This window comes from Amycolatopsis sp. NPDC050768, assembly GCF_040654155.1.
GTDB lineage: Bacteria > Actinomycetota > Actinomycetes > Mycobacteriales > Pseudonocardiaceae > Amycolatopsis.
On record NZ_JBFAHL010000016.1, the window covers coordinates 34,093 to 47,188 of the forward strand.

A 13,096-nucleotide genomic window follows, 5' to 3' on the forward strand; every position below is an offset into this window, starting at 1 on the left:
GCCGGAACCGCACCTAGCTCTGCGGCACGCCCAGCGCGTCCAGCGCCGGGCCCGCCATGATCACGCCGGCGCCCGTCACGGCGTCGTACCCGGGCGCGCCCAGGTCGATCGCGCTCGACACCAGGGCCGAGCGGATCTCCGCGGGTGTCGCGGTGGGCTTGCCCGAGAGCAGCAGCGCCGCGATGGCGGCCGCGTGCGGGGCCGCCGCGGACGTGCCGTAGAACGGCTGGAAGCCGGCCACTGACGTGGCGACGCCGTCGGCCGCGGTGATGTCCGGCTTGGCGCGCGTGGCGCCGCCCGTCGAGGAGACGTTGCCCGGGGTGAGCTCGGTGCCGTCGGGGTTGAAGAACACGTGGCGCTCACCGTCGGAGGTGAAGCGTTCCCACTTGCTCGCCGCAGTGAACTGGCCCGGGTACGGGCCGGCCGGGTTCGCCGGGTCGCCCGTCTCGAGTGGACGGCCGAACGCCGTCGCCGCCGGGGCCGCCGCCACGCTGAACGCGTCGGCCGCGGCCGAGTGGCCCGAGGTGACGCCCGCCGTGCTGAACGCCTTGAGCGAGCCCGAGTCCACGAACCGGCCGCGGATCACGTTGAGCGCGAGGAACCGGTCGGCGCCGCTGTACTTCACCACGGCCACGCGGTAGCCCGAGCCCGTGGTCGGCACCGAGGCGATCTCGTACGGGTTCTGCGAGCCGGTCTGCGGGTTGTCGCTGGAGGACACGACGCTGCCGGACGCGTTGAGGATGAACAGGTCGTAATCGTTGCCGGACTTGCCCCACGGGTCCGACCAGAACAGCGTGACGGGCTTGCCGAGCGAACCCGCCGACAGCGGGTCGGAGGTCTGCACCGCCGAGCCCGGGTCGAAGTCGTGCGGCGTGCCGCTGATGCCCGGCAGCGTGGAGGCCGAGGCGCGGAAGTCGCCCTCGTAGTAGCCGCTGGTGCCGTCGGTGAAGTTGCCGGAGTTGCCGGCGGAGGAGAAGTACAGCGTGCCCGCGGCGGTCACGTCGTTGACGGCCTGCGCGACCTGCGTGTCCTGGAACGGCGACTCGTCGAAGTAGGCGACGTCGTCGACGATCACGGTGCAATGGCCGGTGGTGCGCAGGGCTCGGATGTTGGCGGCGAAGCTCGCTTCGCTGGTGAACGCCGTGGCGAAACCGAGCGTGGCGCCGGGCGCGAGGTCGTGGACGATCTCGAGCATCGCCGTGCCCTCGTCACCGCTGCCGGCCTGGCCCGCCAGCACGTCGACGGCCGGCAGCTCACCCGCGGCCTGCGACTTCGACAGGGAGTTGACGCCGTCGGACAGCACGCAGACCTTGATGCCGGAGCCGGTCACGCCGTACTGCGCGCGGGCGGTGTCGGCGCCGTGGGCCTTGTCGCCTTCGGACACCTGCGTCACCGCCTGGGCCACCAGCTCACGGCGCGGGTCCTGCTCACGCCACGTCATCGCCTGCGCGGCCGGCGCGACGGCGGCCACGTCACCGCGCGCCGCGATCTTGTCCACGGCGGCGAGCGGCAGGTCCGCGCGCACCGCGCCGTCCGGCGAGGCGTAGCGGACGGTGCCGCCGGCCGCACGCACGGCCTGGGCCACGGCGGTGCCGGCGACGCCTGTGATGTCGACGGAGACCGCACCGGTCTTAGCCACGGGCAAGCCGGTGCGGTAGTCGGGCAACAGCGCGGCGAGCGCGTGGTCGGCACGCAGGCGCTTCTCGATCACCAGCCGGCTGTCCTGTTTGCGCTCCGAGGGCGTCAGCGACTTCTTGATGCCCTGCAACGCGCTGATGCCGGCCTCGGTGCGCTGCGCGACGACGTCGGCCGCGGACGGCTGCGCGCTCGCCACGCCGGCGCCCAGCAGCACCACCCCCACCGCCAACGGCACCGACCGAGTGGCGGCCCGGCTGAATCTCCGCATCGACTCTCTCTCCCTGCTTCGCCCGCCCCACCGGCGGTAGTCAGAAGAATCTAGAGAGTCACCACCGCGCAGTACACCGACAAAAGTTTGAATCGTCCGATGTGTCCACTCCGTGGACGCGGTGGTCAGCGTAGCGGCCCGTCCCCCGCTCGTGGACTCTCTCCAGGCAGACGGGTGATGAACCGGCGGACAACGACGCCGGACCGTCCGCAGTGGACGATCCGGCGTCGTGGCAGGAAGACCTCAGAAGTTGATCATGTGCCCGGCCAGCCCGTGGATCGCTTCCTTCACCGCCTCGCCCAGGGTCGGGTGGGCGTGGACGTTGCGGGCGACCTCGTGCACCGTCAGGTCCCACTGCTGGGCCAGCGTGAGCTCGGGCAGCAGCTCGGTCACGTCCGGGCCGATGAGGTGCGCGCCGAGCAGCTCGCCGTACTTGGCGTCGCTGAGGATCTTGACGAAGCCGCCGGCGTCGCCGAGGCCGTGGGCCTTGCCGTTGGCCGTGAAGGGGAACTTGGCGACCTGCACGTCGTAGCCCTTGTCGCGGGCCTGGGCCTCGGTCCAGCCGAAGCTGGCGATCTGCGGCTGGCAGTAGGTCGCGCGCGGGATCATCACGAAGTCGAGCTCCATGGTCTCCGCGCCGGCGATCGTCTCGGCCGCGACGATGCCCATGGACTCCGACGCGTGCGCCAGCATCAGCTTCGCCGTCACGTCGCCGATGGCGAACAGGTGGGGCACGTTGGTGCGGCCGCGGCCGTCCACCGCGATGGCGCCGCGCTCAGTGAGCTCGACGCCGGTGTTCTCCAGGCCGTAGCCCTTCACGTTGGGCGCGAAGCCGATGGCCTGCAGGACCTTGTCGGCTTCGAGCACGTCCTGCTTGCCGTCCTTCGACACCGTCACACGAACCTTCGCGCCCGAGACACCGGGGTCCTCGATGGCCTCGACCTTGGTGCCGGTCAGCACCTTGATGCCGAGTTTGCGGTAGCGCTTGGCCAGCTCCGCCGACACCTCGGCGTCCTCGAGCGGCACCATCCGGTCGAGGAACTCGACGATGGTCACGTCCACGCCGTAGTTGCGCAGCACGTACGCGAACTCCACGCCGATCGCACCGGCGCCCGCGATGACGATGCTCTCGGGCACCTCGCTTTCGAGGATCTGCTGTTCGTAGGTGACCACGCGGTCACTGCGGGAAGTCCCGGGCAGCAGACGCGCCGTGGCGCCGGTCGCGATGACGCAGTGGTCGAAGGTGATCCGCTCGCCGTTGACCTCGAGGGTGTGGTCGTCGACGAACGTGCCGTGGCCGTCGTACTCCGTGATCTTGTTCTTCTTCATCAGGAAGTGCACGCCCTTGACGCGGCCGTCCGCGACCTTGCGGCTGCGCTCGTAGGCGGCCGAGTAGTCGAAGCGGATCTCGCTGTCGGAGGAGATGCCGTAGGTGGCGGCTTCTTCCTTCACCGTGTGCGCCAGCTCTGCGTTGCGCAGCAGCGCCTTCGACGGGATACAGCCGACGTTGAGGCAGACTCCGCCCCAGTACTTCTCCTCGACGACCGCCGCGCTCAGACCGAGCTGCGTGGCGCGAATGGCGGCCACGTAGCCGCCGACTCCGGCCCCCAGGACCACGACGTCATAGTGTGCACTCATACCATCCAAATTACCCCGAACCGGCTGGCGGGGCGGGGTGACGGTGCTCGCCTCACGGACGGTCGCCGGGGGGCTCTTCGCCGCGGATCCCGGCCAGCAGATCCGTCACCGCGCGCATGATCCGGGCGGTCGCTTCTTCGAGCACCTCGCGGGTCGGCGCGCCGTTGCGGAGATCCGAAAGGTCCACCGGCGGGCCGGCCACGAGCTCGACGGTCTTGCGCGGGATCCCGTGCGGGAACCAGGCCCCGGCGGGCAGCAGGTGGTGCGTGCCCCAGTTCGCGACGGGCACCACCGGCACGCCGGTCTCCAGCGCGATCCGCGCGACGCCCGTCTTGCCCTTCATCGGCCAGCCGCCGGGGTCGGCCGAGAACGTGGCCTCCGGGAAGATCGTCACGCACTCGCCGGCTTCCACCGCCTTCACGGCGTCGCGGTACGCGCCCGCCGCCGTCGGCGCGCCGCGGTACACCGGGATGTGCTGCCCGGACCGCATCACCGAGCCGACCACCGGCAGGTCCCACAGGCTCGACTTGGCCAGGTACCGCGGCACGCGGCCGGCGGCGAGGCAGAACGCCGTGAGCGTGGTCGGGTCGGCGAACGACAGGTGGTTCGACGCCACCAGCACCCCGCCCGAGGCCGGGATGTGGTGCGCGCCCCGCACGCGGAAGCGGCTGAACAGCACGAGGAACTGCCAGACCACCTCGATCGCGAAGCTGTACCAGGCACCACGGCCGGCGCGGGCGAAGCGCCGGCCGTAGGCCTCCATCTGACGGAAGGTGAGCAGATCCCCCTCGTTCTCGAGCGGGGTCCAGCGGTCGCGCGACCGGTTTCGCAGGGCCATGAGCGTCATTCGTAGCCGAAGACCACCCGGCTCGGTGACCCCGGGTCCCGGACGCGGCGCGAATCACACCCGCTCGAGGACCACCACGGGGATCTCGCGGTCGGTCTTCTTCGCGTACTCGTTGTAGTCCGGCCACACCGCGGCGAGCTTGTCCCACAGCCGGGTGCGCTCCTCGCCGGAGACCGTGCGGGCCCGGGCGGTGAACTTGTCGGCCAGCACCTGCACGCCGGCCTCCGGGTTGGCCTCCAGGTTGAGGTACCAGCCGGGGTGATTCGGCGCGCCACCCTTGGAGGCAACGATGACGGGGTTGCCGTCCACCTCCTGGTAGATGAGCGCGAACTTGCGGTCCTCACCGGACTTGCGGCCCTTGGTCGTCAGGACCAGTGTCGGCACGCCGGGCTGCCACTCGTGGCCGACCTCGCCGTCGGTCTCCTCGTAGCGGCGGACGTGCTCGTCACCAAAAAGCATCCGTGTGTTTCCTCTCGGCTCGTCGATCTCGCGGTCGTCCCAGCCTGCCGCGAACCGGTCGGTCGTGCTGATCAGCTCGTGCAGTGTCCGGGGCTCGTCGAAGGCGTGACCGGCGTCGGAGATCATCTTCAGCTCCGCGCCGGGCAGGACCTGCGCCAGCTCCCACGCCGTGGTCGCGGGAGTGACCACGTCATACCTTCCCTGCACGAGAACGCACGGGATGCCCGTGAGCTTCCCGGCCTCGCGAATGAGCTGGTCCTCGGCCAGCCAGCCGCCATGGCGGAAGTAGTGGTTCTCGATGCGCGCGATGGCGAGCGCGAACTCCGGCTCGGTGAACGCCGACACCACTTCCTCCTGCGGCGTGAACTTCACCGTCTCGCCCTCCCACCGGCTCCACGCGATCGCCGCCGGTCCGTGGACTTCGGGGTCCGGGTGGTGCAGCAGCTCGTGATACACCTCGAGCAGGTTGTCGCTGCGGCGCGCGTACGGCACGGGTGCGAGGAACCGCGACCACGCCTCCGGGAACAAGCACGCGGCGCCACCGCCGAAAAGCCACTGGATCTCTTTCACCCGCAGCGTCGCGACTCCGCGCAACACGAGCTCGCTGACGCGGTTCGGGTACTGCTCGGCGTACGCGAGGGCAAGCACGCTGCCCCAAGAGCCCCCGAACAGCTGCCACCGGCCGATGCCGCGGTCTTCGCGCAGGAGCTCCATATCGGCGACCAGATGCCAGGTGGTATTCACCGACAAGTCCGCCTCGGCCGTGCTGCCGTGAGGTGTGCTGCGGCCGCAACCGCGCTGGTCGAACAGCAGGATCCGGTACCGCTCGGGGTCGAACAGCCGCCGGTGCCGCGCCGACGCGCCGCCACCGGGACCGCCGTGCAGGAACGCCACCGGCTTGCCCGCGGGGTTCCCGCACTCCTCCCAGTAGATTACGTTGCCATCGCCCACCGGCAGCATCCCGTGGTCGTAGGGTTCGATTTCCGGGTACAGACCGAGCATGGGGCCACTATGCCCGAGGAACCACCATGGAGGAGCGATGAAGTCCGGGCCGCACGTGACCCTGGCGGACGTGGCACAAAGCGCCGACGTGTCACTCGCCACGGCTTCGCGGGTGCTCAACGGCACCGCATCCGTCCGCACGGACCTGCGCGATCGCGTGATGTCGGCCGCGGCTGAGCTCGCGTACGCACCGAACGCACACGCGCAGGCACTCGCCGGAGGGACACATCGGACGGTCGGGGTGATCTGTCACGATGTGTCCGATCCGTACTTCTCCGCGGTCGCCGGCGGGGTCATGAAGGTGGCCAACGGCAACGGCCTGCTCGTGATGCTCGCCGACACCTTCCGCGACGCCGACCGCGAAGTGGCGTACGTCTCGGCGCTGCGTGCGCAGCGGGCGTCGGCGATCGTGCTGATCGGGTCCGCGTTCGAGGACCGCTCGTGGGAACGCGCGATGGCCGCGGAGCTCGACCCGTACCGCCGTGGCGGCGGCCAGGTCGCCGCCGTCAGCCGGCACCGCGGGCTCAAAGTGGACACCGTGCAGCCCGACAACCGCGGCGGCGCGGCCGCGCTGGCTAAGGCGCTCGTCGGGCTGGGCCACAAGCGATTCGCCGTGCTGGCCGGGCCGACACGGCTCACCACGGTGTGCGACCGGCTCGACGGGTTCGCCGAAGAGCTCGCCGCCCAGGGCGTCACGCTGTCCGACGAAGACGTCCTCGAGACCGCCTTCACCCGCGACGGCGGCTACGAAGCGGCGAAGCGGCTTCTGGAGCGGCCGAAGCGCAAGCGCCCGACGTGCGTGTTCGCGGTCACAGACCTGATGGCGATCGGTGCGCTGGCCGCGTTGCGCGAGGCCGGCGTCGCCGTGCCGGGCGAGATCTCCGTGGCGGGCTTCGACGACATCCCGGTGGTCCGCGACCTCACGCCGGCGCTCACCACTGTCGCGCTTCCCCTGGAACAGCTGGGAGAACGCGCGATGGACCTCGCGCTCAAGGGTTCCGGCGCGCGAGCGCGCACGGTCCGGGTCAACGCCGAGGTCGTGCTGCGCGAAAGCACCGCGCGCCCGAGGCGCTGAGAACCGTCCTTTGTAGACGTAACCGGGTTCCGCGGATTTCCCGGCACGCCCCTGCCAGGGTGTTGGTTAGGCTGCTCCCGTGGCCAAGGTGCTGGTGGTGGAGGACGACGTGACGATCGGCGGCGTCCTGGAGTCGTCGCTCGCGCGCCACGGCCACGAGGTGCGCTGGTGTCGCGACGGCCGCAGCGCCCTGAACGAGGCCGGGGCCGAGCTCGTGCTGCTCGACCTGGGCCTGCCCGACCTCGACGGCGTGGACGTGTGCCGCCGCCTGCGCACGAGCATGCCGGGCGCCGTCGTCGTGATCCTCACCGCGCGGACCGACGAGATGGACGTGGTCGTGGGCCTCGACGCGGGTGCCGACGACTACCTCACCAAACCCATCCGCCTCGGCGAGCTGCTCGCCCGCGTGCGCGCCCACCTACGCCGCGGCGCGCCCGCGAACCCCGCGGTGCCGGTGGTCACCGTCGGCTCGCTCGTGGTCGACGCGGCGAGCCGGCGCGCGGTCGTCGGCGGACGGGAGGTGGACCTGCGGGCGCGGGAGTTCGACCTGCTGGCACGCCTCGCCGAGCAACCGGGCGTGGCGGTGAGCCGGGAGCGGCTGATGGCCGACGTCTGGGACGCGAACGCGCACGGCTCGACCAAGACGCTCGACGTCCACATCGCGGCCTTGCGGCGCAAGCTCGCGGACGCCGCGCCCGAGCCGGCCGACTTGCCCCGGATCGCCACCCTGCGCGGGCACGGCTACCGCCTGGAAGAGGCCTGAGCGTGCGCCGCCGGATCGTGACGCTCACGGTGCTCGCCGCGGTGGTCGCCACGGTGCTGTTCGGGCTGCCGCTGGCCGTCGCGGCACTGTGGTACTTCCGTGAGGACACCGGCTCCGAGCTCGAACGCGCCGCCGACGGCACGGCGCTGGAGGTGTCCGACGCGCTCGCCGCCGGGCGCGTGCCCCGCCAGCCGGTGCAGGGCAGCGCGACCGTCGGGATCTACGACCCGCGGGGACAGCTGGTCTCCGGCGCCGGCCCGGAGACCGCCGACGCGGTGGTGCACCAGGTGTCCGGGGCGGACGTCGACGTGGCGTCCGGACAGGTCGGCGGCGAGGACGTGCTGGCGGTGCCCGTGATGGACGGCGCGCGGCTCGCGGGCGTGGTCCGGGCAGCGATGCCGCACACCGTGCTCCTGCGCCGCGTCGGCCTGACCTGGCTCGGGATGATCGGGTTCGGCGTCGCCGCCGTGGCCGCGAGCTGGCTCATCGCGCGGCGCATCGCGGGTCGGCTGTCGAGCCCGCTGGAGGAGCTGTCGTCCGCCGCGACCCGGCTCGGCGACGGTGACTTCACGGCTCGCAGCCCCCGCGCGGGCATCGCCGAGATCGACCGGGTCGGCGCGGCGCTGGACGTGACCGCGGAGCGGATCGGCGAGACGCTCGATCGCGAGCGCGCGTTCTCGGCCGAGGCGTCGCACCAGCTGCGTACGCCACTCGCCGGCTTGCGGCTGCAGCTGGAGGCCGCGCTGGAGACGCCCGGGCTCGACCCGTACGAGGCGATCCGCGCCGGCATCGACTCGGCCGACCGGCTCGAGCGCACGATCGACGACCTGCTCGCGTTGTCCCGCGAACGCCGGGCACCGCGCGCGGAGCTCGACCTCGACGCGGTGCTGGCCGAGCTGCGCGAGGCCGGCGCTCCGCTGCTCAACGGCCGCGGGCTTCACGTCGACGTCCTGGACCCGCCCACCGTCCGGGCTTCGGCGGCGGCCGTGCGCCAGGTACTCGCGGTGCTGCTCGACAACGCGACGACGCACGGCCGTGGGCCGGTCACCGTTGTCGCGCGCGACGCGGGGGGCGCGCTCGCGATCGACGTGGCCGACGACGGCCCGGATCTCGGCGACACCGACCCGTTCGCCCTGGCCCGCACCGCGCCGCCGGGGCACGGCATCGGGTTGCGGCTGGCCCGCAGCCTGGCCGAGGCCGACGGCGGGCGGCTGCGGCTGTCGAGCCCGCACCCGCCGACGTTCACCCTGCTGCTGCCCGCGAGCGACGACCCGGCGGAGCCGGCCGCACCCGCGGAGCCGGCTGAAGCGGCCCAGCCGGCCGAGCCGTCGCCCGCCGTCGCGGAGTGAACAGATCACCGTTTCCGACCGTGAAAGTGCAATGAAACACCCAGATCTCATCTGAACGCGCAACGTTTTCCAGTTTTCGGGGCACACTTCGCTCGATACCGTGGCTCGCACCCGATCTTCATCGCAGCCGCGACGACGAGGAGTAGCCAGGTGACGTCCACCCCGACCCGCGTGCGGTTCGGCACTGCGCTGGGGCGCCGCAAACCGGTCGCGGACCTGGTGGCCGAAGCCGGCCACGGCCCGTTGAAACGGTCGCTCGGCCTGGGCCAGCTCACGATGCTGTCCATCGGCGCGACACTGGGCAGCGGCATCTTCGTGGTGCTCGGCGAGGCCGTGCCCGTGGCCGGGCCCGCCGTGGTGCTCTCGTTCGTGCTCGCCGGGGTCACGGCGCTGTTCTCCGCGCTGTCCTACGCCGAGCTCGCGGGCCTGATCCCGCTGTCGGGCTCGTCGTACTCCTACGCGTACGCCACGCTCGGCGAGCTGGTGGCGTGGGTCTGCGGCTGGTGCCTGATCCTGGAGTACGGCGTGTCCGTGGCGTCGGTGGCCGTCGGCTGGGGCCAGTACGTGAACGAGCTGCTGCGGCTGGCGTTCGGATTCGCGCTGCCCGAGTCGATCAGCGGCCCGCCCGGCGACGGCGGGCTGGTGAACCTGCCCGCGATCGTCGTGGTGCTGCTGGCGATGGTGCTGCTGCTTTCGGGTGCGAAGGAGAGCGCGCGGGCCAACGCGATCATGGTCGTGGTGAAGATCGCGACGCTGGTCCTGTTCTGCGCCATCGCGTTCACCGCGGTGCAGGCCAAGAACTTCACGCCGTTCCTGCCGCTGGGCCTCGCCGGCATGAGCGCGGGTGGCGCGAAGCTGTTCTTCTCCTACATCGGGTTCGACGCCGCGTCGACCGCCGGCGAGGAGGCCCGCAACCCGCAACGCGACCTGCCGCGCGCGATCCTGCTCTCGCTCGGCATCGTCACGGTGCTCTACTGCCTGGTGGCCGTCGCGGCGGTCGGCGCCCTGCCGTGGCAGCGGTTCGACGACCAGCAGGCGGCCCTGTCGCACGTGCTGACCTCGGTGCTGGACAGCCCGTTCTGGGCCGGCGTGCTCGCCGTCGGCGCCATCGTGGCGATCTCCAGCGTGGTGCTGACCGTCCTCTACGGACAGACGCGGATCCTGTTCGCCATGTCGCGCGACGGGCTCGTACCCAAGGCACTGTCCACAGTGCACCCGAAGACCGGCGTACCGCGCACGAACACCCTGGTGGTGTCGGCGTTCGTCGCCGTGCTCGCCGCGTTCGTACCACTGGGCAAGCTCGCCGACGCGACCAGCATCGGCACACTCTTCGCGTTCGGGCTGGTGAACATCGCCGTGCTCGTGCTGCGCCGGCGCCGCCCGGACGACACGCGCACGTTCCGCGTGCCGTTCTCCCCCGTCACACCGATCCTGGGCGTGCTCTGCTGCGCGTACATGATGTTCAGCCTCGACGGCGCCACCTGGGTCGTGTTCGGCGGCTGGATGCTGCTCGGGCTGGTGCTGTACTTCGGTTACGGCATCCGGCGTTCACGGCTGGCGACGGCGAAATGATCGTCGCCGTCCACCAAGGGCCGTACGAGGAGCTGCCCACCGCGCTCGCCGCCGCGGCCGAAGGCGGAGCCGCGCTCGTCGTCACCGCGGAGATGATCACCACGGGGTACGCCATCGGCGCCGCCGCGGTCGCCGAACGCGCCGAGCCGGCCGACGGAGCGCTGGCTCAGGAACTGGGCGCGCTCGCGGCCGAGCACGGCGTCGCACTGGTCTACGGCTACCCCGAACGCAACGGCGACGCCGTGTACAACTCCGTGCAACTGCTGTCCGCACAAGGGGAACGGCTCGCCAACTACCGCAAGACGCACCTGTTCGGCGACCTCGACCGCGGCCAGTTCTCCCCTGGCGCGGACCTGGTGGTGCAGGCGGACCTCGGCGGGCTGCGCGTGGGACTGCTCATCTGCTACGACGTGGAGTTTCCCGAGCCGGTGCGTGCGCACGCCCTCGCCGGCACCCAGTTGCTGCTCGTGCCGACCGCCTTGATGCGGCCGTACGAGCGGGTCGCGGACGCGCTCGTCCCCATCCGGGCGCACGAAAGCCAGCTGTATGTCGTGTATGCGAACCGCTGTGACACCGAGGGCGAGCTGTCCTACTGCGGCCACTCCACCGTCGTCTCGCCCGACGAGACCGTGGCGAAAGCCGGCGAAGGACCCGAGCTGATCTTCGCCGACGTCGACCCGGCCGTGCCTGCGCGTCCGGAGAACACCTACCTGGCCGATCGCCGGCCCGCGTTGTACCGATCCCTGACCGAAGAAGGACCCCAGGCATGACCTCCGCCGTCCCGACCGCGATCCCCACGGACGAGCCGGCCGGGCGCCCGATCACCATGTTCGGCCCCGACTTCCCCTTCGCCTACGACGATTACCTCGCCCACCCCGCCGGGCTCGGCACCGTGCCGGCGGAGCACCACGGCACCGAGGTCGCCGTGATCGGCGGCGGGCTCTCCGGTGTCGTCACGGCCTACGAACTCATGAAGCTAGGGCTGCGCCCGGTGGTGTACGAGATCGCCGAGCTGGGCGGACGCCTGCGCACGCACCGCTTCCCCGGCTTGCCCGACGACGTGGTCGCCGAAATGGGCGCGATGCGCTTCCCGCCGGCGTCCACCGCGTTGTTCCACTACATCGACAAGGTGGGCCTGAAGACCTCACCGTTCCCGAATCCGCTCGCGCCCGCGACGTCGAGCACGGTCGTGGACCTCAAGGGCCACAGCCATTACGCGCGCACGCAGGACGATCTGCCGCCGGTGTTCGGCGACGTCGCCCAGGCGTGGCAGCGCACGCTCGACGAGCACGCGTCCTTCGCCGAGATGCAGACCGCGATCCGCGACCGTGACGCGAAAACCGTGAAGCGGATCTGGAACGAGCTCGTGCCGCGCCTGGACAACCAGACCTTCTACGGCTTCCTGTGCGATTCGCCCGCGTTCGCGTCGTTCCGCCACCGCGAGATCTTCGGCCAGGTCGGTTTCGGCACGGGCGGCTGGGACACCGACTTCCCCAACTCGATCCTGGAGATTCTGCGCGTCGTCTACACCGGCGCCGACGACGAGCATCGCAGCATCACCGGCGGCAGCAGGCAGCTGCCGGTGCGGTTGTGGGACCACGCACCGGAAACGCTCGCGCACTGGCCCGCCGGCACCAGCCTCGCCACTCTGCACGAAAACGGCCGGCCGCGGCCCGGCGTCACGCGGCTGCACCGCACGGCGCCGAACAACGTGACCGTCACCGACGCGTCCGGGCACATCCGCACCTTCCGCGCCGCGGTGTTCACCGCGCAGAGCTGGATGCTGCTGTCCAAGATCGAATGCGACGAGGCACTGTTCCCGATCGACCACTGGACGGCCATCGAGCGCACGCACTACATGGAGTCGTCGAAGGTGTTCGTGCCGGTGGACCGGCCGTTCTGGCTCGACCGCGACCCCGTGACCGGGCGCGACACGATGAGCATGACGCTGACCGACCGGATGCCGCGCGGTACCTATCTGCTCGGCGACGACCCGGGCAAACCCGCCGTGATCTGCCTTTCCTACACGTGGGCCGACGATTCCCTGAAGTGGCTGCCACTGAGCGTCTCCGAGCGCGTGGAGGTGATGCTGCAGTCGCTGCGCGAGATCTACCCCGGCGTCGACGTGCGCAAGCACCTCGTGGGCGACCCGGTGACCGTGTCGTGGGAAGCGGAACCGCATTTCATGGGCGCGTTCAAGGCGAACCTGCCCGGCCACTACCGCTACCAGCACCGGCTGTTCACGCACTTCAAGCAAGACGCGCTGCCCGAGCGCTACCGCGGGCTGTTCCTCGCCGGCGACGACGTGTCGTGGACCGCGGGCTGGGCCGAGGGCGCGGTGCAGACGGCGCTCAACGCGGTGTGGGGCGTGCAGCGGCACTTCGGCGGCGAGTCGGCGCCGGCCAACCCCGGTCCTGGTGACCTGTTCGACGACCTGGCGCCGATCGAACTGCCGGACTGACTCCGCGGCCAGTCAACCCGTACC

The 13,096-nt window shown here is 71.2% G+C and carries 10 protein-coding genes; 6 read left to right on the plus strand and 4 right to left on the minus strand.

Features of this window, described 5'->3' with window-relative positions:
- Window positions 1–13: 13 nt before the first annotated feature.
- The 4 genes from AB0H62_RS36570 to pip form a co-directional block, all read right to left on the minus strand.
- Entirely contained in the window at window positions 14–1,906 is a 1,893-nt protein-coding gene (locus tag AB0H62_RS36570; RefSeq protein WP_360591190.1) for a S8 family serine peptidase, read from the minus strand.
- A 243-nt stretch (window positions 1,907–2,149) separates the two neighbouring features.
- Complete coding sequence (lpdA, locus tag AB0H62_RS36575) at window positions 2,150–3,544, minus strand: dihydrolipoyl dehydrogenase (RefSeq protein WP_220243070.1); 1,395 nt, start codon at window positions 3,542–3,544, stop codon at window positions 2,150–2,152.
- A 52-nt stretch (window positions 3,545–3,596) separates the two neighbouring features.
- Entirely contained in the window at window positions 3,597–4,382 is a 786-nt protein-coding gene (locus AB0H62_RS36580; RefSeq protein WP_360591192.1) for a lysophospholipid acyltransferase family protein, read from the minus strand.
- 63 nt (window positions 4,383–4,445) lie between these two features.
- Window positions 4,446–5,852, minus strand: a complete 1,407-nt coding sequence (gene pip / locus AB0H62_RS36585; RefSeq protein WP_360591194.1) for a prolyl aminopeptidase — start codon at window positions 5,850–5,852, stop codon at window positions 4,446–4,448.
- A gap of 37 nt (window positions 5,853–5,889) precedes the next feature.
- Here pip and AB0H62_RS36590 point away from each other — a divergent pair, with 37 nt between their 5' ends.
- The 6 genes from AB0H62_RS36590 (at window position 5,890) to AB0H62_RS36615 (ending at window position 13,072) form a co-directional block, all read left to right on the plus strand.
- Window positions 5,890–6,927, plus strand: coding sequence for a LacI family DNA-binding transcriptional regulator (locus AB0H62_RS36590; protein ID WP_220243073.1), 1,038 nt, complete (start codon window positions 5,890–5,892; stop codon window positions 6,925–6,927).
- A 79-nt stretch (window positions 6,928–7,006) separates the two neighbouring features.
- Entirely contained in the window at window positions 7,007–7,690 is a 684-nt protein-coding gene (locus AB0H62_RS36595; RefSeq protein ID WP_360591196.1) for a response regulator transcription factor, read from the plus strand.
- 2 nt (window positions 7,691–7,692) lie between these two features.
- Entirely contained in the window at window positions 7,693–9,039 is a 1,347-nt protein-coding gene (locus tag AB0H62_RS36600) for a HAMP domain-containing sensor histidine kinase (RefSeq protein WP_220243075.1), read from the plus strand.
- 150 nt (window positions 9,040–9,189) lie between these two features.
- A complete protein-coding gene (locus AB0H62_RS36605) occupies window positions 9,190–10,611 on the plus strand; it encodes an amino acid permease (RefSeq protein WP_360591198.1) in 1,422 nt (473 codons plus the stop codon).
- Complete coding sequence (locus AB0H62_RS36610) at window positions 10,608–11,381, plus strand: carbon-nitrogen hydrolase family protein (RefSeq protein ID WP_360591200.1); 774 nt, start codon at window positions 10,608–10,610, stop codon at window positions 11,379–11,381. Before AB0H62_RS36605 ends, AB0H62_RS36610 begins: the two co-directional genes overlap by 4 nt.
- Complete coding sequence (locus tag AB0H62_RS36615) at window positions 11,378–13,072, plus strand: NAD(P)/FAD-dependent oxidoreductase (RefSeq protein ID WP_360591202.1); 1,695 nt, start codon at window positions 11,378–11,380, stop codon at window positions 13,070–13,072. Before AB0H62_RS36610 ends, AB0H62_RS36615 begins: the two co-directional genes overlap by 4 nt.
- Window positions 13,073–13,096: the final 24 nt, after the last annotated feature.

What these genes read in the sequence shown, in the direction of transcription:
- pip (WP_360591194.1), bottom strand. Translation starts at nt 5,852, where the DNA reads ATGCTCGGTCTGTACCCGGAAATCGAACCCTACGACCACGGGATGCTG.
- lpdA (WP_220243070.1), bottom strand. Translation starts at nt 3,544, where the DNA reads ATGAGTGCACACTATGACGTCGTGGTCCTGGGGGCCGGAGTCGGCGGC.
- AB0H62_RS36580 (WP_360591192.1), bottom strand. Translation starts at nt 4,382, where the DNA reads ATGGCCCTGCGAAACCGGTCGCGCGACCGCTGGACCCCGCTCGAGAAC.
- AB0H62_RS36590 (WP_220243073.1), top strand. Translation starts at nt 5,890, where the DNA reads ATGAAGTCCGGGCCGCACGTGACCCTGGCGGACGTGGCACAAAGCGCC.
- AB0H62_RS36610 (WP_360591200.1), top strand. Translation starts at nt 10,608, where the DNA reads ATGATCGTCGCCGTCCACCAAGGGCCGTACGAGGAGCTGCCCACCGCG.
- AB0H62_RS36615 (WP_360591202.1), top strand. Translation starts at nt 11,378, where the DNA reads ATGACCTCCGCCGTCCCGACCGCGATCCCCACGGACGAGCCGGCCGGG.
- AB0H62_RS36570 (WP_360591190.1), bottom strand. Translation starts at nt 1,906, where the DNA reads ATGCGGAGATTCAGCCGGGCCGCCACTCGGTCGGTGCCGTTGGCGGTG.